Here is a 19632-nt window from a genome sequence, read left to right on the forward strand (position 1 = left end):
GCCGCGAAAGCGGCCCCGATCCATTTCACCTGTCAGGCGATGCAACGCCGCCGGCGTGGTCAGAAAAAGCGCGTGTGGCGATACGGTTCCAGTGGAATCAGCGGCGCTTCCCCGGCCATCATCTGCGCCACCAGCTTGCCGGTGGTCGGTGCCTGGGTCAGGCCGAAATGGCCGTGGCCGGTGGCGAGGTAGACGCTGTGGCCTGCGAGCCTGTCGATGATCGGCAGCGAATCGGGCGTGCAGGGCCGATAGCCCGACCACTCGCTCACCGGCGTGCCGGACAGGCTCGGGAACAGGCGGCGCGCGTCGGCATCGCGCCGACGGATGTAGCGGTAGTTCGGTTCGCGCCCGATGGCGGTGAGTTCCTTGATGCTGGTCATGCGGATGCCCGGCACCATCGGCGTGAGCACCATGTAGCGTTCGGCCCAGAGCGTGGGGCGGTGCACCACGTCGGCCTGGTTGGGATACATGAGGTGGTAGCCGCGCGCCGGTATCACCGGGATCTTGACGTTGAAGTCGCGCAGCAGGCGGTTGGTCCACACGCCCGCCGCCAGCACCACGGTCTTGGCCATCACCGTGCCGTGGTCGGTGACCACGCGGTACTGACCGTTCTCGGGAAGGATCTGCGCCACCGAGGCGCGCATTGCCTGCGCGCCGCGCGCCACCAGCGCATCGCCCAGGCGGTGGCAGAACTGGCCGGGGTCGCGCATCGCCAGCGCCTTGTCCTGGAACACCGCGCGCTGGAAGTCCTTGCCGATGGCCGGCTCCAGATCGCGCAATCCCTTGGCATCGAGCACCTGGAAGCTGACGTTGCGCTCGCTCATCATCTTGCGTTCCCAGGCACCCTTCTCGAAGCTCGACTCCTTGCTGTAGACGTGCAGCCAGCCGGTTTCGGCGATCAGCTCGCGCGCGTCGATGGCTTCGGCCAGCTCGAACCAGGTGGCGCGCGAGGCGTCGTTGATCGCGTGCATGGCGTCGATGAAGGGCGTCACGCGCGAGGCGCCGCCGTAGTAGACGAAGCGCATCACCCAGCTCAGCCAGCGCGGCCACGCGCCCGGATCGAGCTTGAGCGGCGCATCGCGGTCGAGCAGCATCTTCATGCCGGTCATCATCACGCCCGGCGTGGACTGCGGCAGCACGTCGCCGATCGAGATCGAGCCGGCGTTGCCGAACGAGGTTTCGTTGCCGAATCCGTGCGGGTCGATCATCAGCACGTCGCGCCCCTGCTCGCGCAGGTGGAAGGCGCAGGAAAGCCCGATGATGCCGCTGCCGACGATGGCGACATCGGCGCTGCGGGGAGTGGAGTAGGCGTCAGTCACAGCTGCGTATCCGTTGCGGAGACAGGTCGTGGAAGTCGAAGCTGAAATCGGTTTCCGGGTCGATCGCAGCCATGCGCATTGTCGTTGATCCGCCGACGCCCGGGGAGATGTCCAGCCAGGCGTCCGCGCCCTCGGCCCCGGCGTCTTCCCAGGCCACCAGGAGGCGCGAACCGGCGCGCTGCACGGTGCCGAACAGGCGCGGTGACTTGCGCGAACGCCAACGCACCACGCCCTCTTCCGGGCACAACCGGATGTCGCCCAGCCAGGCATCGGCATAGACGCCGAGCGTCTCGCCCAGGTCCGCAGGTACCACGGGCGCGCGCGCGGCGGCCTGCGCGCGCGCCTGCGCGGCACCGGAGGCGGCGCGGCGTGCGTCGAGATCCTGCGCGAAGTCCGCGATGCGCGGCGCGCTGTCCGGCTGCGTCATCAGGCGCGACAGCGCGGCTTCCAGCGCCTGTCGCGCCTGCCCTGCCTCGCCGTTGATCAGGAACACGTAGCCGCGGCGCGAATCCGGAAACATCGCCATGGCCGAGTACATGCCGTCGAGCGTGCCGGTGTGGCCGACGCGGAACCGCCCGTTCACGTCGGAAAGGCGGAAGGCATAGCCGTAGGCGGAGAAGTGCGTGTTCTCCCACTGCCGCTGGAGCGCGCCGATCGGCATGGGCATGTGGGCGGTCCACATCGCACGGCGCTGTTCGGGCGAAAGCCAGTCCGGCGTCAGCGCGGGGTCGATCCAGTTGCGCATCCACGCCAGCATGTCATCGAGGCTGCAGCGCACCCCGCCCGCCGCCGCCGAGGAAATCGCGGGAATGACCGCTTCGTCCACGCCACCGGGCACGTTGGCCCCGCCCTGGCGGCGATGCGGCTGGGCGATGTTGCCGACCGTGTCGCGCGCGAAGGCACCGACCTGGCAGCGAGCCAGCCCGAGCGGTTCGAACACCTCGCGCCGCAGCAGGGTTTCATAGTCGGCCTCGCCCGCCGCCGCCGCGACTTCGCCGGCGACGATGTAGAGCAGGTTGTCGTAGGCGTAGGTCGAGCGGAAGCTGGTGGCAGGCTTGAGGTGGGCGACGCCCGCGATCACGTCGGCGCGGGAAAACTCGTTGGGCTCGGGCCACAGCATCAGGTCCCCGGCACCCAGGCCCAGGCCGCTGTTGTGGATCAGGAGGTCGCGCACCTGGATGTTGCGCGTCACCCAGGGATCGTTCATGCGGAACCGCGGCAGGTGGCGCGTCACCGGATCGTCCCAGCGCAGCCTGCCGGCGTCGACCAGTCGCGCCAGCAGGGCGGCGGTCATGGCCTTGGAATTGGAGGCGATCTTGAAGATCGTCTGCGAATCGATGTCCTCGCCGCTGCCGGCAAGCCGGGTGCCTGCGCTGCGCCGGTACACCACCTGTCCGTCTTCCACGATGCCCAGCGCCATGCCCGGCAGGGCGTAGTGCGCCATGGTTTCGTCGAACAGGCGGTCGTATTCCGCCTGCGGCGCGGCTTGCGCGCCGGCGAGCGCCAGCGCCGCCGCGCCTGCCAGCACACCCGCGATTCTGCGGCTGGATTTCATGTCGTCCTCCGCTCCTGCAGCAAGGATTCCCCCGCCGTCATTTCTTCCCAGCTCTGACGCCGGCGGATGAGGTAATAGCCGCCGCGTTCGAGCAATACTTCCGCCGGCAGCTGGCGCGAATTGTACGTCGAGGCCATCGACATGCCGTAGGCTCCGGCACCACAGATCGCCACCAGTTCGTCCGCTTCCACTTCGGGCAGCACCCTGCCCTGCGCGAAGGTGTCGCCGGTTTCACACACCGGGCCGACCACGTCGTATTCGCGCAGCGGGCGATTCGCCGGCACCAGCGGCACGATATCGTGCCAGGCCTCGTAAAGGCTTGGCCGGATCAGGTCGTTCATCGCGGCATCCAGCACGAGGAAGCGCCGCGTGTCGCCGCGCTTCACCCGCACCACGCGCGCGAGCAGGATGCCGGCCTCGGCCATCAGCCAGCGGCCTGGTTCGAACACCAGCTCGCCATCGAAACCTTCGAACGCACCGAACACCGCGGCAAGGTAGTCCTCCAGCGCGGGCGGATGATCGTGCCCGGCGCGGTAGCACACGCCGAGGCCGCCACCCACGTCGATGCTGCGCAGAACGGTTCCCGCGCCCTGCAGTTCGCGCCCGAACGCCGCCATCCGCGCCACCGCTTCGCGGATCGGATCGAGCGTGAGCAGCTGCGAGCCGATGTGGGCGTGCAGGCCGTCGATGCGCAGCGCCGTCCAGCGCGCCGCGTCGCGGAAGATCGCGCGCGCCTGGTCGAGCGCAATGCCGAACTTGTTTTCGGCCTTGCCGGTGGAAATCTTGGCGTGGGTGCGGGCGTCCACGTCGGGATTGACGCGCAGCGCAACCGCGGCGCTGACGCCGCGCGCGGCGGCAAGCGCGTCGAGCAGGTCCAGCTCTTCGATCGATTCGGCGTTGAAGCGCCCCACGCCGTGCTCCAGCGCCGCCTGGATTTCCGTGCGCGTCTTGCCGACGCCGGAAAAGACGATGTCTTCGGGACGGAATCCCGCCGCCAGCGCGCGGCGCATCTCGCCTTCGGAGACGATGTCGGCCCCCAGCCCGGCGGCGGCGATGCGCGCGAGGATGGCGCGGCTGGAATTGGCTTTCACCGCATAGCACACCCGTGCGCGCCGCCCGGCCAGTCCCGCCTTGAGCGCCGCGATGCGCGCATCGATCGCGGCCGCGTCGTAGAGATAGAGCGGCGTGCCCTCGCGCGCCGCAAGGGCCGGAACATCCACCCCGCCCAGAGTAGCGAGCGCGCCGGCCCGGGTCGAATCGGTCATCGTCGGGTTCCAAAAAAATGCGGCCCGGGATACGGGCCGCGAATGGAGAGAAGTGCCCGCACACGCGCGGGCGGTTGCAGCGGCATCAGAAGTTGTAGGTGACCACCAGCTGGGCGAATCGCGGTGCCTGCCAGACGGTGCCCTGACCGAAGTGGGGCAACTGCGTGCCAGGCTGTCCCTCGTAGCGGGAATGCACGTTGATGACGGTCTGGCGGTTGAGCAGGTTGTAGACCGACAGACGCGCCTTGAGGTCCACGTTCTCGACCGGCAGCGTCCAGGTCACGCTCGCGCCCAGGTCGTACACCCACGGCATCCGTCCGAAGGCACCGCGCTCGGACCAGACCAGCTCGCGATTGGCCCAGTCCGAGCAGTTCGACACGCACAGCCAGCCCGAGCCGCCACCGCTGTACTCGCCCGAACCACCGGCCACGCGCCGATCGTTCGGCCAGACCACGCCAAAGGCCGTGATCGGCCCGCCGGAACGCGCCGTGAGCGTGCTGCCGAAGCTCCACATCTCGTTGAGCTTGTAGCTGCCGCGCAGCTTGAACTGGTGGCGGTAGTCGTTGAACAGGACGCCGTAGCGCTCGTTGTTCGCCGGGTGGTCGAAGTGCTGAACCAGGTTGGTATCGGCGTAGCCGGTGTCGGAGTTGACCGGCCCTTCCATGTTGCCCTCGGTCTTGGACCACAGGTAGCTGAAGTTGAACGCCCAGGTGTCATCCCAGGCGCGATCGAGCTGGAACTCGACCGCCTTGTAGGTGCGGCGCGGCTTCGGATAACCCATGACTGCGCCGCTGCCCAGCGCGATGTAGCCGTCCTGCGAGGAATCGAAGGTGACCCAGTTTTCCGTGTCCGGGCACCAGAGCGTGGTGGTTTCGCCCGGGTTGATGATGGGCCAGTCGCCCGAGTACCAGGGGCAGCCTTCGACGTGGTTGATGCGCGCGTCCTCCACCGCGCGGGTCACCCGGCGGTAGGTGGCGTTGATGCCGTAGGACCAGGCCTGGTTGATCGCCTGCTGGAAGCCCAGGATGTATTCGTCCTGGTAGACCTGCTTGAGGTCGCGCGCGACCGCGGTGCTGACGTTATCGGGCGCAGGCGCATTCATGTCGGTGTTGACCGGGCCAATCTGCGCCCCGAGGTTGGGCACCAGATAGGTGGCACCGGTGGTCGGGTGGGTCATTTCGGTCCAACCGTTGAGCACGTAGTAGGTGTGCTCGTCGGTGGTGCCGCCGCCGAAGTAGTCGGTGAGCTTGTTGGTCAGCGGAATGTAGTAGCGCCCCGCGTTGCCGAACACCTTGGTGCTGCCGTCGCCCTTCACGTCCCAGCTGAAGCCGACGCGCGGGGAAATCATGTCGGAGAAGTCGGCCTTGGCGAAGGTCGCGCCCGAGGCCAGGGTATTGTGGAACTTGTCTGCGCGCACGCCGATGTTCAGCAGCAGGTTGGGCGTGACGCTCCAGTTGTCTTCCAGATAGATCGCCTCGGCCTTGGTGGAGACCGGCGCGCCGGTGATGTAGCGGCGCGCATCGACGATCGCGGTGACGCCATCGGGCACCAGCGCATCGTTGGGCAGCACGCCGCCGGGCGTGGCGGCCTGCGCCTGGTAGCTCGCGCCGTCCCCCGGATAGATCCTGGAACTGGTGGAATCCATTACTTCCCGATCGAAGCCGAAGCGCAGCTGGTGGCTGCCGAGTTGCCACTCGAAGTCCAGTCGCGCCGCTTCGCGTTCGTCGTAGCGGCTGTTGACGCTGCCGTTGGTCGGATGGCAGCCGATGGCCTGGTCGGGACGACCGAAGGCGCTGACGTACGAACCCGAAAGCGTGACGATGCTGCAGTCGCCGTCGAGCGGGCTGTAGTTCAGCGAGCTGCGCTTGTTGATGCCGTACATGGCCTTGGCCGAGAAGTTCTCGGTGAAGTGGCCGGTGTAGGTGGCCGACCAGTTGTCGCCGCCGGAGCCTGCGGTGCTGGTACCCGCCGGTTCACCCAGCGTGTCGCTGTCCCAGTCATAGGCCTCGTAGGTGGTGGTGGTCGAGTCGGCCTTGTCGGAGAACGCCAACAGCTCCAGCGAGTGGTTGTCGTTGATGCGCCAGTCGATCTTGCCGCCCCAGAAGCCGTTGTCGCTGTTGGTCTTCCAGGCTTCGGTGGTGTCGATGTCGGTGGAGTTGGCGTCGCGCCACTCGTACATGGCGAAGAAGAACAGTTTGTCCTTCACCAGCGCGCCGGAGGCCCAGACGTTGGTCTTGTAGAACGGACTGGTGTCGCGGCTGGTGCGGTCGCGTTCGTCGATGGTGCCGTCCTCGTGGTAGTGGTCCTCGCGCGAGGACGCCCAGCTCGCCGGCTCCAGCGTGAACTCCACGCCGGACTGGAACTCGTTGCCGCCCGAGCGCGTCACCGCGTTGATCACGCCGCCGGTGCTGCGGCCGAACTCCGCGGAGTAGCCGCCGGTCTTGACCTGCACTTCCTGGAAGAACGCGAACGGCACCGTGGAGAAACCCCGACGCAGGTAGGGATCGGTGACGTTGAGGCCGTTGATGTAGGTGGCGTTCTCGGCCACCGAGGCACCGCCGAAGGTCAGGCCGCCGAAGGTCGCACCGGAAGAAACCACGCCCGGTGCCAGCAGCGCCACCGCTCCGAGGTTCTGATCGACGGGAAGGCGCGCCAGCTCCTCACGGGTGATGTTGGTGGCCGATTCGGTCGAGAAGACGTCGACGCGGTTGACCACGCGGTTGCCGACGACTTCGATGGTGGCCAGGTTGATGACATCGCCATCGCCACCCAGGTTGACGGTGGTCGTGCCACCCAGCGAAACGTTCACGGCAATCTCGTCGCCGATCCCCTGCCCATCGCGTGTCACCTTCAGGCTGTAGTCGCCGACCGGCAGCTGGCTGAGGCGGTAGTTGCCGTCGGCCGAAACGGTCACGGTACGCGTGGCGCCGGTCGCCACGTTCACGAGGGTCACCTGATCACCGGCGCTGGCGCGTCCGGCAACCGCACCCACCGCGCTCTGCGCAAAAACGGGCGAGACGGCTAGCGTGGACAGGCAGGCACCGAGCGCCAGGCTCAGCAGGGATTTGCGCAAACGAAGCGTGCGGTTCATGGACTCTCTCCGGAGTTGGGGGTGTCATCTGTGGGTGAAAGGATCTCGGCGGTGAAGCCGTAGTCCCATTGGTCGAAATACAGGTTGCCGCCGCGCCACTCGGCCTCGCCGCGCTGCGAATCGACGGTTTCCGAGCGGAAGTGCTGCTTGGGCGGATCGAACGGGGTGGAAATCGCGTCGTTGAAGGCGATGCGGTAGGCATCCAGCCCGCCCAGGTAGAACCAGCGCAGCGAGGGGTCGTCGCTGTCGAGCTGGCCGGTGGTCACGTCCATCGGCACCCAGCCGTAAGGTGCCAGATACACCTGGCCCCAGTCGTGCAGGTTGGCGTAGCCCACGGCGTTGTCCGAGTACGTCCAGCCCGACTGCCAGCGCGCCGGGATGCCGTTGAGGCGCAGCAGCGCGATCAGCAGCAGGGTCTGCTGGCCGCAGTCGGCGTGGCCGGCGTGGAGCGCGTAGTCGCTGATGTTGCGGATCGTCGAATATTCGCGCGCGCCGGCCCAGGGAATCTGGTCGACGGCGGCAAAGAGCTTCTGCGCGATGTGGTAGGGCCGGGCTTCGTCACCCACCACGCGTGCGGAGAACAGCCGCAGCGCCTCGGTGAAGATCACGTGCGGCGGCTCCTCGGCGAGGAACGGTGCCAGCGCGGGATCGTCCGGCGTGGCCTGGACCTGATCGGGGTCGATCGCCACGCGCTGCGCCGAGACGGTGACCTCGTACTGGATCGAGAACCGCGTCGGCTCGCCGGCCACAGCGGGCTTTTCCAGGTACACCGTGCGCTGCAGGGCCTCTTCGGGGGCGATGCGGTGGGCCGCAGGCTCGCTGCCGAGGAACACCAGATTCTCCTGCTGGCCGGCGATCACGCGCGGATAGGGAATCCAGGCGCGCACGGTTTCGCCGGCCGGCACCGCATCGGGGTTCACCGTGAGGCTCTGGCTGATGCGGATGCGGCGCGCGGCCACGAAACGCTCGCCGCTCGCCTGCGACTGCGACAGCACTTCGACATGGTGCGGGTGCAGATTCTCGTAGGGGCCATCGGCGAACGGCGCGTCGGGATCGGGCCGCAGCGCGCGCGCGTCGGCGCTGAGGCGGAAGAGGTTGTAGGGCGCGCGGTTGAAATAGCGCACTTCGCCGTCGATGCGCATGGATTCGATCAGGCCCTGCGCATCGAAGGCGTCGAACTGCGCATCGGTCAGGTCAGGCGCGACGCGGCGCGCGCGGGCAAGGGCTTCGGTGCGATCGATGCCGAAGTCCATGCGGATACGGCGCATGCGCTCGCGCTCGAAGGCGAGCGCGCGGCGCGCCTCCTCGGGCAGCGTCGCATCGGCCAGAGCTTCGGTGATCGCGGCATCGGCCTGGGAGAATGCGCCGGCATCGACGCTGGCGGCGATTGACTCCACGCTCACCGTGGCAGGGGCATCCACGTGCGTGCCGACGCGCTCATCCGCGCAGCCGGCCAGCACCGCAAGCGACAGGCAGCAGGCGCGAAGCGCGTGCCTGCGCCGAAGCGCTTGAGCGAGCGAGCGTGATGACGCTTGCATATGTCTTCCTTCCCTCCCTGCGCGGTGTCATCCCTGCCCCGGACGCCCACGTTTTCGTTCGATTCAGGGGATATTTAACATGCGCTGGCGGCACCGTCAATAAATTATTCTTTGTTGCGATTTTTTCCGAAACATCTATTCTTCGAGGACGCCAGCGGCGCGCATCCACCGCGCGCGACCGGCACCACGACGAGGGAACACCCCATGGCAGCAACCCACAAGTCGCCCCGTCACGCCGCCCCGAATGCCGCAAAGTCCGGCCTCGGCGGCTGGCTGCTCGCACTCGCCGTGATCGCGCTGGCGGGCTGTGCAGCCGCTCCGACGGCCCCATCCAGCGGCACGCCATCCGCGCAGCTTTCCGACACGACAGGGGTGCCCGGCGTCACGGCCGAGCGGCTCACGCCCGGCTACTGGATCGCGCGGCTCGATGCGCCCGGAGCGCCGGTGCTGGATGCCGCGCAGATCGCGGCCCAGAACGCACGCCTCACGGCGCAGGATCCGAGCGTGGCGGACATGGCCGCGCTGCCGGCATCGCTGTCCGCCGCCGAAGTGCGCGCCCGCATCGAAGCGATCTCCGCGCCGCCCTCGCGCACGCTGTTCGATGGCGATGGCCGCGAGGTTCCGGCGACGCGCGTCGATGCGCTGCTCGACGCGCTCGCGCTCGACGCGATCGCCGACGAGGTCGCGCCGCGCTTCGGCCTGGTCACGCGCCGCGCCGACCTGCGCACCTTCCCGACCGCGCAGCGCGTCTTTTCGCGCCGCGGCGATACCGACATCGACCGCTTCCAGGAATCGGCGCTGTTTCCCGGCACGCCCGTGGCGGTGCTGCACGCGAGCCGCGACGGGCAGTGGTGGTTCGTCGCCAGCCGGCTCTACTCGGCCTGGATCGAAGCCGATCGCGTGGCGCTGGGCGAGCGCGACGAGGTGCTCGGCTTCGCCGCGCAGCCGCCCTGGCTGGTGGTCACCGGTGCCGGGGTTCGCACCGTCTTCACGCCCGAAGCGCCGCAGGTTTCCGACCTGGCGCTCGACATGGGCCTGCGCCTGCCGCTGATCGCCGATTGGCCGCGGGACAAGGCGGTGAACGGCCAGTTCGCCTACGCCAGCCATGTCGTCGCGCTGCCGGCGCGCGATGCGCAGGGCGCGCTGGAGATCGTTCCGGCGCTGGTGCCGCGCAGCGCCGACGTGCATACCGACTACCTGCCGCTGACCCGCGCCAACCTGATCACGCAGGCCTTCAAGTTCCTGGGCGAGCGCTACGGCTGGGGCCACTCCTACGGCACCCGCGACTGCAGCGGCTTCGTCTCCGAGGTCTACCGCAGCTTCGGCGTGGAGCTGCCGCGCAACACCCGCGACCAGGGCGTGAGCACCGCCTTCGACCGCATCGCCTTCACCGAGGCCGACGATCACGCCGCGCGCATGGCGGTGCTGCGCAATCTGGAGGTGGGCGACCTGGTCTACATCCCCGGCCACGTGATGATGGTGATAGGACGCGAGGACGGCGAGGTCTGGCTGATCCACGACACCACCGGCATGCGCTACCGCGATGGCTCCGGCGCGATCGTGACGGTTCCGCTCAACCAGGTCGCGGTCACTCCGCTCTTTGCCCTGCTGGGCGATTCGGGTACGCCCTACGTCGATTTCATCTACAGCATCCAGCGCATCCGAGCGACCCCTTCCCGATGAAAATCACCCACTTCTCGCTGGGCCAGATCCGCGTCCCGCTGAAAACCCCGTTCAAGACCGCGCTGCGCACGGTGGAGATGATCGAGGACATCATCGTCACCCTGCACACCGACACCGGCCACGTCGGCTACGGCGAAGCGCCGGCGACGGCGGTGATCACCGGCGACACCCACGGTTCGATCATCGAGGCCATCCGCCACTTCATCGGCCCGCGCCTGATCGGCCAGGAAGTGGCCGACCTCAACCACGCGGTGCGGCTGATCCAGACCGCGCTGGAGCGCAACACCAGCGCCAAGGCGGCGGTGGAGATCGCGCTCTACGACCTCTGGGGCCAGCGCTACGGCGCGCCGCTCTACCAGATGCTGGGCGGCGGCGAGCCGGTCATCAGCACCGACATCACCATCAGCGTGGACCACATCGACAAGATGGTGGCCGACTCGCTCTCGGCGATCGAGCGCGGCTTCAGTTCGCTCAAGATCAAGGTCGGCAAGGACATCGGCCTGGACGTGGAGCGGGTCAAGGCGATCTACGCCGCGGTCGAGGATCGCGCCCTGCTGCGCCTGGACGCCAACCAGGGCTGGAGCGCCAAGCAGGCGGTGCACGCCATGCACGCGCTGGAGGACGCCGGCATCCGGCTGGAGCTGCTGGAGCAGCCGGTAAAGGCGCGCGACCTCAAGGGCCTCAAGTACGTCACCGAGCGCATCCACACCCCGGTGATGGCCGATGAAAGCGTGTTCGGGCCGCAGGAAGTGCTGGACCTGGTGCGGATGCGCGCCGCCGACATCATCAACATCAAGCTGATGAAGACCGGCGGGCTTTCCGGTGCCATCCTCACCGCCGATCTCGCCGCGCTCTACGGGGTGGACTGCATGATCGGCTGCATGCTCGAATCGAGCATCAGCGTCGCGGCGGCGGTACACCTGGCCGTGGCCAAATCCGACATCATCACCAAGGTCGATCTCGACGGCCCGTCGCTGTGCCAATTCGATCCGGTCGAAGGCGGGGTGATGTTCAACGAATCGGAAATCTCCATCACCGATGCGCCGGGCCTGGGCATCCGTTCGATCCGCGGGCTGCAGTCGCTGGATTGATCGTCCTGGCCGAACGCGGCGACCGGGGGAAACCCGCATGTCCTCACTGCTGAAAATCCGCGCGGAACGCGACCAGATGTCGGCCATCGAGCGACGCATCGCGGACTTCCTGCTCGACAACGCCCACCTGCTGCGCGACTACTCGTCCCAGCAGCTGGCCAGCGCGCTGGGAATCAGCCAGTCGAGCGTGGTCAAGTTCAGCCAGAAGCTCGGCTTCAAGGGCTATCCCGACCTCAAGTACTCCATCGGCGAGGAGCTGGCGCGCAGCGATTCGGACGGCGACGCTCCGGAAGGTCATGGCAACGGCGCAGACACCGTCGCCGATGCGCTGTGGCGCGCCAAGAGCGCGGCGCAGGAGGAGACCGCGCTGGTCAGCCCGGTCGCACAGGTCAATGCCGCCGCCGCCCTGCTTTCCGGCGCCGCGCGGGTGCTGGTGCACGGGCGCGGCGAGGACGGTCTGCACGCGACGATCTTCGCGGCGCGGCTGGCGCAGCTGGGCATTGCCGCGGTTTCGCACAGCGACGCCACGCTCGCCCTTCCCGCACTCAGCGCGCTGGGCGCCGGCGATGTCCTGGTGGTTCTGTCCGAACACGGCGGGCACGCGGAAACGCTCGGCCTGGTCCGCACTGCGCGCACCAACGGTGCCCGCGCCATCACCGTGACGCGCCGCTCCGCCAACCCGCTGCGCGCCTGTGCCGACATCGCCCTCCTGGTCTCGGCGCACGACGCCGAGCCGCACGTCGAGGCGATGGCCTTTCGCAGCGCCATGCAGCACCTCCTTGATGCCCTGGTGCTGCGTCTCTGGCAGTCTGACCGCCGCCACCGCGAACACTTCACCCAAACCCGCGAACGCCTGCAACTTCTCGAGAACCCGTGACGATGCCGCGACTCTTCCTGCACACCCTCTTCCCCGTCGCCGCGCTCGGCCTGCTGCTGACCGCCTGCACCGCGCAACCGCCCCGTCCCGCTGCTGCCGCCGGATCGCCCGAAGCCGCCGCCGCGCCGGCGTCCGCCGTGGGCCGCTACCCGGTCGCCAACGCCGGCCAGCTCGTCGTGGTGACCGCCTCGGGCTGGGACGCGACCGAAGGCGAACTGCAGCGCTTCGAGCGCGACGGCATGTCCTGGCACCGGATCGGCGTGCCCGAAGCGGTCAGCCTGGGCCGCAGCGGCCTGGCCTGGGGCCAGGGCCGCCACGCGATGCCGCAGGGCGATGGCCCGATCAAGCGCGAAGGCGACGGCCGCTCGCCTGCCGGCGTCTTCGACCTGCCCGGTGCCTTCGGCTATGGCCCCACCGGCCACAGCCTGATGCCGTACGAGGCGATGGACGCCAGCGACTGGTGCATCGACGTGGATACCTCGCCCTTCTACAACCGCATCATCGACGCGCGCCAGGAGGGCGAGGCCGCAGTCGCCGGCTCCAGCGAGCCGATGCGGCTGGACCTGCACAACGCGGGCGATGATCGCTACGCGCTGGGCCTGAAGGTGGCGCACAACCCGGCCAACGTGCCCGGCCTGGGCAGCTGCATCTTCATGCACCTGTGGCGCAGGCCCGGCGAGACCACCGCCGGCTGCACCGCGATGAGCGATTCGACCATGCTGACCCTGCTGTCATGGCTCGATCCGCAGCGCCATCCGGTGCTGGTGCTCCTGCCTGAAGCCGAATACGCGCGGCTGCGCAGCGCCTGGAACCTGCCTGCCGTGCAGGTATCGCGATGAAGCGTCCCGGCCCCACGGCGCGGGTGCTGCTCGGCCTGGTACTGGGTGCGCTGATTGGCCTGACTCTGGCGTACTGGTTCCCGGAACAGGCCCCGCGCGCCGCCGCCTTCGCGCGCCCCATCGGATCGCTCTGGCTTGCGGGCCTGCAGATGACCGTCGCACCGCTGGTGTTTTCGCTGGTGGTGCTTGGCGTTGCCACGGCCAGCGATGCCGCTGCGTCCGGTCGCGTCGCACGGCGCGCGCTGATCACCTTCGTGGTCCTGCTCACCGGTTTCGCGCTCTATGCCGCGGCGCTGGCACCGGTGCTGCTGTCCTTCTTCCCGCACAGCGCCTCGCTGGCCGAGACCCTGCGCGGGGCAACCAGCGCGGTAGTCGATGTGCCCGTGCCCTCGCTCGGCGACTGGATCGCCGGCGCGATCCCGACCAACGCGATCATGGCCGCGGCGCAGAACGCGATGCTGCCGCTGGTGGTGTTCTCGCTGTTCTTCGGTTTCGCGCTGACCCGCCTGGCACCCGAGCGGCGCGATCCGCTGCTTGCGATCTGCCGCGGGCTGGCCGATGCCATGATCGTGATCGTGCACTGGATGCTGCTGGCCGCACCGCTCGGCGTCTTCGCCCTGATCCTCGTCGTCTGCACCAGCGCCGGCATCGGCGTGATCGGCGCACTGGTGGGCTACATCGGCCTGCTGGTCGCGCTGTACCTGGGGGCCACGGCAATCTGCTATCCCATCGTGTGGCTGGTGGCGCGCGAATCGCCCTTGCGCTTCGCCAAGGGCATCCTGCCGGCTCAGGTCGTGGCGGCCAGCACCCAGTCCTCGCTCGCCACCTTGCCTTCCATGATCGAATCGGCCGGCGAGCGCCTGGGCTACCGCCGCAACGTGGTGGCGCTGGTGCTGCCGATGGCGGTCACGCTGTTCCGCATCACCAGTCCGGTGCAGTACATCGGTGCGGCCTGCTTCATCGCCTGGGCCATCGGGGTGGAACTCTCCGCCCTGCAGCTGGGCGCGGCGGCGGCGCTGTCGGTGGTGATCAGCCTGGGCTCGGTGGGCCTTCCCGGGCAGGTCAGCTTCATGGCCACGGTGATGCCGGTGTCCCAGTCGCTGGGCCTGCCGGTGGAGCCGCTCGGCCTCCTGCTGGCCGTCGATACCATTCCCGATGTGTTCGCCACCACCGGCAACGTCACCGGCGACCTCACCGCGACTGCCATCGTCAACCAGCGCAGCAGCGACATCCCCGACGTCTCGCCCGAGGACATTCCCGCATGAAGCGCACCCTTGCCCTGCTCCTGCTGTTCGCCGCCGCGCCCGCGGTGGCGCAGGTGTCGCCCGAGGCGCACGCCCTGCACGAGCGCCTGCTGACGCTCGATTCGCACCTGGACACGCCTGTGTACTTCTCCCTGCCCGGCTGGAACCCCGCGCAGCGTCACGCTCTGGAGACCGATCTTTCGCAGGTCGACATCCCGCGCATGCGCGAAGGCGGCCTCGACGGCGGCTTCTTCGTCATCTACACCGACCCGGGCGAACGCACGCCCGAAGCCCAGCGCGCCGCGCGCGACCACGCCCTGGCGCGGCTGGTGACGATCCGCGAAACCCTGGCCGCGCATCCGGATGACTTGGCATTGGCATTGCGTGCCGACGACGCCGCCCGCATCGCCGCCAGCGGCAGGCGCTTCGTGTACCTGAGCATGGAAAACGCCAGCCCGCTGGCGCTCGATCCCGGCCTGCTCGATTTCCACTACCGCCAGGGCCTGCGCATGCTCGGTCTGGTGCACGTGCAGAACAACGAGTTCGCCGATTCCTCCACCGACAAGGCCGGCCCGGAGTGGAACGGCCTCAGCCCCGCCGGCCGCGACCTCATCGCCCGCGCCAACCGCCTCGGGCTGATGATCGACCTCTCCCACGCCTCGGACGCCGCCTTCGACCAGGCGCTGGAGGCCTCGCGCACACCCATCGTGCTCTCGCACACCAGCGCCAAGGCGCTCTACGACCACCCCCGCAACCTCGACGACGCGCGCATCCGCGCGCTCGCCGAAAAAGGCGGCGTGATCCAGGTCAACGCCTATCCCGGCTACCTCGCCGACGAACACAAGAGCCCCGAGCGCCAGGCCGCCATCGACGCCGCCACCGGCCCCTTCTGGGACGGCAGCGCCGATTCCGCCGAAAAGCGCCAGGCGCTCGCCGACGCCTACTTCAAGGCCCAGCGCGACTTCCCGGTGCCGCGCACCACCCTTGACGACTTCATGCGCCACCTCCTGCACATCATCGAAGTCGCCGGCCCCGAGCACGTCGGCCTGGGCGCCGACTTCGACGGTGCCGGCGGCCTTGCCAGCGTCGGCCTCGAAGACGTCACCGCCCTGCCCCGCATCACCGAGCGCCTCCTCGCGGAAGGCTTCAGCGAAAGCCAGATCGCCGGCTTCTGGGGCGGCAACCTCCTGCGCGTGATGCGCCAAGTGGAAGCGGCGCGGGAGTAATCGCGCCGCTGTACGCGGACAGCGGTGGCGGGCAGCTGCTGTACACAGAAGACAGCCGCGACAACCAGCGCATCGACTACATCCACCTCGGGAACAAGCTCGTCGCCCAGCGCAGCCGCCCGCTGGCCGGCAGCACCGTCACGACCACCTGGCACCACACCGACCATATCGGCAGCGCCAACGTCGAGACCAACGCCGCCGGCGTCCAGACCCAGCGCACCGTGCGCATGCCCTACGGCGCGCCCTACAGCGGCGTCTACCGCGAAGGCCCGGGGTTTGCCGGCCACGTGACCGACACGCAGACCAACCTGACCTACATGCAGCAGCGCTACTATGACCCGATCGCCCAGCGCTTCCTGAGCCCGGACCCGGTGGACGTGAGCGGCACCAACGGCGGGAACTTCAATCGGTATTGGTATGCGAATAATAATCCGTATCGCTACCGGGACCCAGATGGACGTTATGTTGAGTCCATCTGGGATGCGGCGAGCCTAGCCGTCGGCGTCGTCAGCCTCGCTGGCAATGTCATGGACGGAAACTGGTCGGGTGCAGCTGCTGATGTGGGCGGCATTGCGCTGGACACTGCGGCACTCATCATCCCCGTTGTTCCAGGCGGTGCGAGTGTTGCGATTCAAGCATCAAGGGCTGGTAGCAATATCGTTGAGGCTGGCGCACGAGGCCGAGCATCGGAGACTCGTGTTCTTTCCGATTTGGGTGAAGCAAAGAACACTGAGGTTGTTTCAACTAGCCAGGGTCGGACAATTCCTGACTTTCAGAACTCGGTACAAGTGGGCGAAATCAAGGATACGGCTCGTGTTTCGGATTCCTCCCAACTGCGTGCGCAACGTGAACATGCACAGGCTACGGGTCGAGAGCATGTGGTCGTGACGGGAACCAATACACAAGTCAGTGGGACTGTGCGGAATCAGTCAAAGGTGATTCGACGCGATGACCTTGGGCCGGGAGGAAAGTGATGAGCAGCCCAAAAGCTCAAGTGGAAGTCTTGATGAATGACCTCGTTGACTTTGCTGAAAAGATGCTCGGCACCCACGGCGAGTTTCATCCCTTCGGGGGTTATCTGAATGCGGATGAGGAAATTGTGCATGTAGGGGTTTCTGCTGCCATGTCATGGTCGAACGATCAGGAAAGGGCTGACGCACTTGCCTCGTCGTTTAGATTGATGGCGCAGCAGAATCGACCGATAGCCTTCGGGATCGTTACGAATGTTTCATTCTCTGACAATGGCGCTAGCTCTGACGCGATTCGCGCATTCCTTGAGCACGTTTCCGGGTACTGCGCGGATGTTTTCTTTCACTATGTTCGTTCGGATGGTGGCATCGTGAGCATCACTGATGTCACCGCGCAGCAAGGAACGCCCCATCTTTTTTCAGATGGTACGGCGATGTCGTAATCTCCCGAGACCGCTGGCTCCACTCCCCCATCCGGTTACGCTTCCCCCATGCGTGATCCCGCCCCGCAAATCGCCCGGTTCCAGCGTCGCCGCCAGCGGCGCAGGCGGTGTTCCGGCTTCACCTACGGCAACGGCCTGATCCACAGCCGGACGCTGAACGCGCGCGGCCTGCCGCAGCGCATCCGCGACCACAGCGGGGTCGCCTCGCGGCTGGACTACAGCTACGGCTACGACAGGCACGGCAACGTCACCTCCATCCTCGACGGCGTGAACGCCAACGAGAACCGCAGCCTGCAATACGACGCGCGTGATCGCCCGATCGTCGCTACCGCGCCCAACATCTACGGCGAGGAAATCTACGACTACGACGCGCTCGACAACGTGCGCCGCGTGGCCGGCTATCCCAACGGCCTGGGCGGCTACGTGCAGGACCACCGCTACCAGTACGACGCCAGCCAGCGCCTGTATCGCATCGACAACGAACTGGGCGCGCAGCAGTGGGGCTTTGCCGGCAATGGTTTTGGCGAAACCTACACCCGCACCGGGCACGGGCAGAGCTGGAACTACCAGTGGAACGCCGCCGGTCGCATGACCCGCGCCACCCGCTACTACGCCGGCAGCACCTGGGAGAACTACGTCTACGACACCCACGGCCACCGCACGCGCTCGACCAGAAACACCGGCAGCACGCGGTTCCAGGTGTACAGCCGCGCCGGCCAGCTGCTGTACACAGAAGACAGCCGCGACAACCAGCGCATCGACTACATCCACCTCGGAAACAAGCTCGTCGCCCAGCGCAGCCGTCCGCTGGCCGGCAGCACCGTCACGACCACCTGGCACCACACCGACCATATCGGCAGCGCCAACGTCGAGACCAACGCCGCCGGCGTCCAGACCCAGCGCACCGTGCGCATGCCCTACGGCGCGCCCTACAGCGGCGTCTACCGCGAAGGCCCGGGGTTTGCCGGCCACGTGACCGACACGCAGACCAACCTGACCTACATGCAGCAGCGCTACTATGACCCGATCGCCCAGCGCTTCCTGAGCCCGGACCCGGTGGACGTGAGTCCCGCCAACGGGAGCAACTTCAATCGGTATTGGTATGCCAATAACAACCCATACAAGTACCGTGATCCCGATGGTCGCTACGTAGAGTCCATCTGGGATGCTGCGAGCATAGCTGTCGGCGTCGTCAGCCTCGCTGGCAATGTGTGGGATGGCAACTGGTCAGCGGCAGCAGCGGATGTCGGTGGAATTGCGATAGATGCCGCAGCACTCGCCCTTCCTGTGCCCGGTGGGGCGGGCATGGCTATCCAAGCATCGCGGCAGGCGGACAACGCGGCCAGTGCAATCAATGGGCTGAACCTCAATAAGCAACTCGCCAGCGAGTCACAGACATCAAGGATTCTTGCTGGCGAAGGCGAAGCGATTGCAGGTGCTGGAACGGATAAGGCACTTAGAGATGCGCCACGCCTTGCCGATCAGTATGGCGGGGCCGCTGGGGACTGGAGCAAGGTCAGCGGAGGGAACCATGTTGCGCCGGACGGAACGAAAATCGAGACACACGGCTACGAAAACAAAGCAACTGGGCAGATAGTTGAGTTGAAGACCAAGCTCATTGACGAGGGCAAGCGATGAGAGTCAGGTGCTTGAGCAGCTTTCTGAAGGATGATCAGCGTGCGGCAATCGGATTGCCACAAGGGGAGTCGATCAGGTACGCAATTACGCCGGGCAGCGAGTACGTTGTGCTCGGGTTGAGTGTGAAGCCGCAAGGTTCTAGAAATGGCTCAGGGCTCTTTGTGGAAATTGCAAATGACTGGGGGCAGTGTCGTGGCATCTCGATCAGCCTTTTTGAAGTCATAGATGCGCGGTGTTCCAAGTACTGGCATGTACGAAGCCATGAAAATGGAACGGTGCTTTTGTGGCCGGAAGAGTTCTATGAAGAGTACTTCCTTGATGACTTGATCGAAGGCGATGCGCGTGCGCGTCAAATATTTGCAGATTTGGTGTCTCGCATGGATACCGAGGTGCAAGAGGAGCCCTGATCCTTCGACTTGCCCCCAAGGCCCGCCATTCGGCGGGCCTTGTCCTTTGCCGTCACCGCAGATAGATCATCTTGACCCACCGCCCGCGCCCATCCCCGTGGCCCAAGTCCATGCTGGTGCGTGCCAGCGCCTCGGCCATCGGGATGCCGGCGTCCAGATAGGCCTCCACCCGCTCCCGCGCAAAGGCATAGCGCAAGCTGTGCCCCTGCACCCCGAGCCGATGCATCGCATTGCGATACCACGCCTCGGCCTGCTTGAGGCGCTTGCCCTGCGCCAACCGGCCTTGGGTGCCCGGCACCTGCAACGCCTCGCGCACCGTGGCCAGCGCCAAGGCCGGGTTCGGCAGATGCGTGGTGCGTACCTTGCCGCCCGAGCCTGTCAGGAATTTTGTGTGTGAGGCATACCATGCTACTGCCAAGGAGTACGTATGCCACGCAAGAAGAAGACG

At 67.1% G+C, this 19632-nt stretch carries 16 protein-coding genes; 10 read left to right on the forward strand and 6 right to left on the reverse strand.

What is annotated here, in order from left to right; genetic code table 11:
- Positions 1-59: 59 nt before the first annotated feature.
- The 5 genes from WB794_RS10270 to WB794_RS10290 all read right to left on the reverse strand — a co-directional run bounded on the left by WB794_RS10270 (position 60) and on the right by WB794_RS10290 (position 8768).
- Complete coding sequence (locus WB794_RS10270) at positions 60-1319, reverse strand: NAD(P)/FAD-dependent oxidoreductase (RefSeq protein WP_337335759.1); 1260 nt, start codon at positions 1317-1319, stop codon at positions 60-62.
- Positions 1312-2874 (reverse strand): serine hydrolase domain-containing protein, encoded by a 1563-nt coding sequence (locus tag WB794_RS10275; protein ID WP_337335760.1) that lies wholly within the window; start codon positions 2872-2874, stop codon positions 1312-1314. The genes WB794_RS10270 and WB794_RS10275 overlap by 8 nt, the downstream gene beginning before the upstream one ends.
- Positions 2871-4139 (reverse strand): diaminopimelate decarboxylase, encoded by a 1269-nt coding sequence (lysA, locus tag WB794_RS10280; RefSeq protein ID WP_337335761.1) that lies wholly within the window; start codon positions 4137-4139, stop codon positions 2871-2873. The genes WB794_RS10275 and lysA overlap by 4 nt, the downstream gene beginning before the upstream one ends.
- An 85-nt stretch (positions 4140-4224) precedes the next feature.
- A complete protein-coding gene (locus tag WB794_RS10285) occupies positions 4225-7230 on the reverse strand; it encodes a TonB-dependent receptor (RefSeq protein WP_337335762.1) in 3006 nt (1001 codons plus the stop codon).
- A complete protein-coding gene (locus tag WB794_RS10290; protein WP_337335763.1) occupies positions 7227-8768 on the reverse strand; it encodes a transglutaminase-like domain-containing protein in 1542 nt (513 codons plus the stop codon). Before WB794_RS10290 ends, WB794_RS10285 begins: the two co-directional genes overlap by 4 nt.
- A gap of 288 nt (positions 8769-9056) precedes the next feature.
- On the opposite strand from WB794_RS10290, the gene WB794_RS10295 reads away from it, so the two are divergent.
- From WB794_RS10295 to WB794_RS10340, 10 genes are all read left to right on the forward strand, one after another.
- Positions 9057-10451 (forward strand): C40 family peptidase, encoded by a 1395-nt coding sequence (locus WB794_RS10295; RefSeq protein ID WP_415926678.1) that lies wholly within the window; start codon positions 9057-9059, stop codon positions 10449-10451.
- The gene (locus tag WB794_RS10300) at positions 10448-11542 is read left to right on the forward strand and encodes a dipeptide epimerase (RefSeq protein ID WP_337335765.1); all 1095 of its coding nucleotides are present in this window, start codon (positions 10448-10450) and stop codon (positions 11540-11542) included. Before WB794_RS10295 ends, WB794_RS10300 begins: the two co-directional genes overlap by 4 nt.
- 37 nt (positions 11543-11579) lie before the next feature.
- Positions 11580-12419 (forward strand): MurR/RpiR family transcriptional regulator, encoded by an 840-nt coding sequence (locus tag WB794_RS10305; protein ID WP_337335766.1) that lies wholly within the window; start codon positions 11580-11582, stop codon positions 12417-12419.
- 2 nt (positions 12420-12421) lie between these two features.
- Positions 12422-13258 (forward strand): L,D-transpeptidase family protein, encoded by an 837-nt coding sequence (locus WB794_RS10310; protein ID WP_337335767.1) that lies wholly within the window; start codon positions 12422-12424, stop codon positions 13256-13258.
- Entirely contained in the window at positions 13255-14523 is a 1269-nt protein-coding gene (locus WB794_RS10315; protein ID WP_337335768.1) for a dicarboxylate/amino acid:cation symporter, read from the forward strand. The genes WB794_RS10310 and WB794_RS10315 overlap by 4 nt, the downstream gene beginning before the upstream one ends.
- Complete coding sequence (locus WB794_RS10320) at positions 14520-15728, forward strand: dipeptidase (RefSeq protein ID WP_337335769.1); 1209 nt, start codon at positions 14520-14522, stop codon at positions 15726-15728. Before WB794_RS10315 ends, WB794_RS10320 begins: the two co-directional genes overlap by 4 nt.
- A 227-nt stretch (positions 15729-15955) precedes the next feature.
- Positions 15956-16702: an RHS repeat-associated core domain-containing protein gene (locus tag WB794_RS10325; protein ID WP_337335770.1), complete on the forward strand. Its 747-nt coding sequence runs from the start codon at positions 15956-15958 to the stop codon at positions 16700-16702.
- On the forward strand, positions 16702-17139 hold the full coding sequence (locus tag WB794_RS10330; RefSeq protein ID WP_337335771.1) for a hypothetical protein: 438 nt from the start codon (positions 16702-16704) through the stop codon (positions 17137-17139). Before WB794_RS10325 ends, WB794_RS10330 begins: the two co-directional genes overlap by 1 nt.
- 48 nt (positions 17140-17187) lie before the next feature.
- Entirely contained in the window at positions 17188-18777 is a 1590-nt protein-coding gene (locus WB794_RS10335; RefSeq protein WP_337335772.1) for an RHS repeat-associated core domain-containing protein, read from the forward strand.
- A gap of 11 nt (positions 18778-18788) precedes the next feature.
- Positions 18789-19184 carry a hypothetical protein gene (locus tag WB794_RS10340; protein WP_337335773.1) on the forward strand — a complete coding sequence of 132 codons (396 nt, stop codon included), beginning with the start codon at positions 18789-18791 and terminating at the stop codon, positions 19182-19184.
- A gap of 52 nt (positions 19185-19236) precedes the next feature.
- On the opposite strand, the gene WB794_RS10345 is transcribed toward WB794_RS10340, so the two are convergent.
- The coding region (locus tag WB794_RS10345) for an integrase domain-containing protein (RefSeq protein WP_337335774.1) at positions 19237-19632 on the reverse strand (396 nt) is incomplete at its 5' end.

Origin of the sequence: Denitratimonas tolerans, from assembly GCF_037203605.1 — a bacterium.
Lineage (GTDB): Bacteria > Pseudomonadota > Gammaproteobacteria > Xanthomonadales > Xanthomonadaceae > Denitratimonas > Denitratimonas tolerans.

What these genes read in the sequence shown, in the direction of transcription:
- WB794_RS10275 (WP_337335760.1), bottom strand. Translation starts at nt 2,874, where the DNA reads ATGAAATCCAGCCGCAGAATCGCGGGTGTGCTGGCAGGCGCGGCGGCG.
- lysA (WP_337335761.1), bottom strand. Translation starts at nt 4,139, where the DNA reads ATGACCGATTCGACCCGGGCCGGCGCGCTCGCTACTCTGGGCGGGGTG.
- WB794_RS10285 (WP_337335762.1), bottom strand. Translation starts at nt 7,230, where the DNA reads ATGAACCGCACGCTTCGTTTGCGCAAATCCCTGCTGAGCCTGGCGCTC.
- WB794_RS10290 (WP_337335763.1), bottom strand. Translation starts at nt 8,768, where the DNA reads ATGCAAGCGTCATCACGCTCGCTCGCTCAAGCGCTTCGGCGCAGGCAC.
- WB794_RS10300 (WP_337335765.1), top strand. Translation starts at nt 10,448, where the DNA reads ATGAAAATCACCCACTTCTCGCTGGGCCAGATCCGCGTCCCGCTGAAA.
- WB794_RS10305 (WP_337335766.1), top strand. Translation starts at nt 11,580, where the DNA reads ATGTCCTCACTGCTGAAAATCCGCGCGGAACGCGACCAGATGTCGGCC.
- WB794_RS10310 (WP_337335767.1), top strand. Translation starts at nt 12,422, where the DNA reads ATGCCGCGACTCTTCCTGCACACCCTCTTCCCCGTCGCCGCGCTCGGC.
- WB794_RS10315 (WP_337335768.1), top strand. Translation starts at nt 13,255, where the DNA reads ATGAAGCGTCCCGGCCCCACGGCGCGGGTGCTGCTCGGCCTGGTACTG.
- WB794_RS10320 (WP_337335769.1), top strand. Translation starts at nt 14,520, where the DNA reads ATGAAGCGCACCCTTGCCCTGCTCCTGCTGTTCGCCGCCGCGCCCGCG.
- WB794_RS10325 (WP_337335770.1), top strand. Translation starts at nt 15,956, where the DNA reads ATGCCCTACGGCGCGCCCTACAGCGGCGTCTACCGCGAAGGCCCGGGG.
- WB794_RS10330 (WP_337335771.1), top strand. Translation starts at nt 16,702, where the DNA reads ATGAGCAGCCCAAAAGCTCAAGTGGAAGTCTTGATGAATGACCTCGTT.
- WB794_RS10335 (WP_337335772.1), top strand. Translation starts at nt 17,188, where the DNA reads ATGCGTGATCCCGCCCCGCAAATCGCCCGGTTCCAGCGTCGCCGCCAG.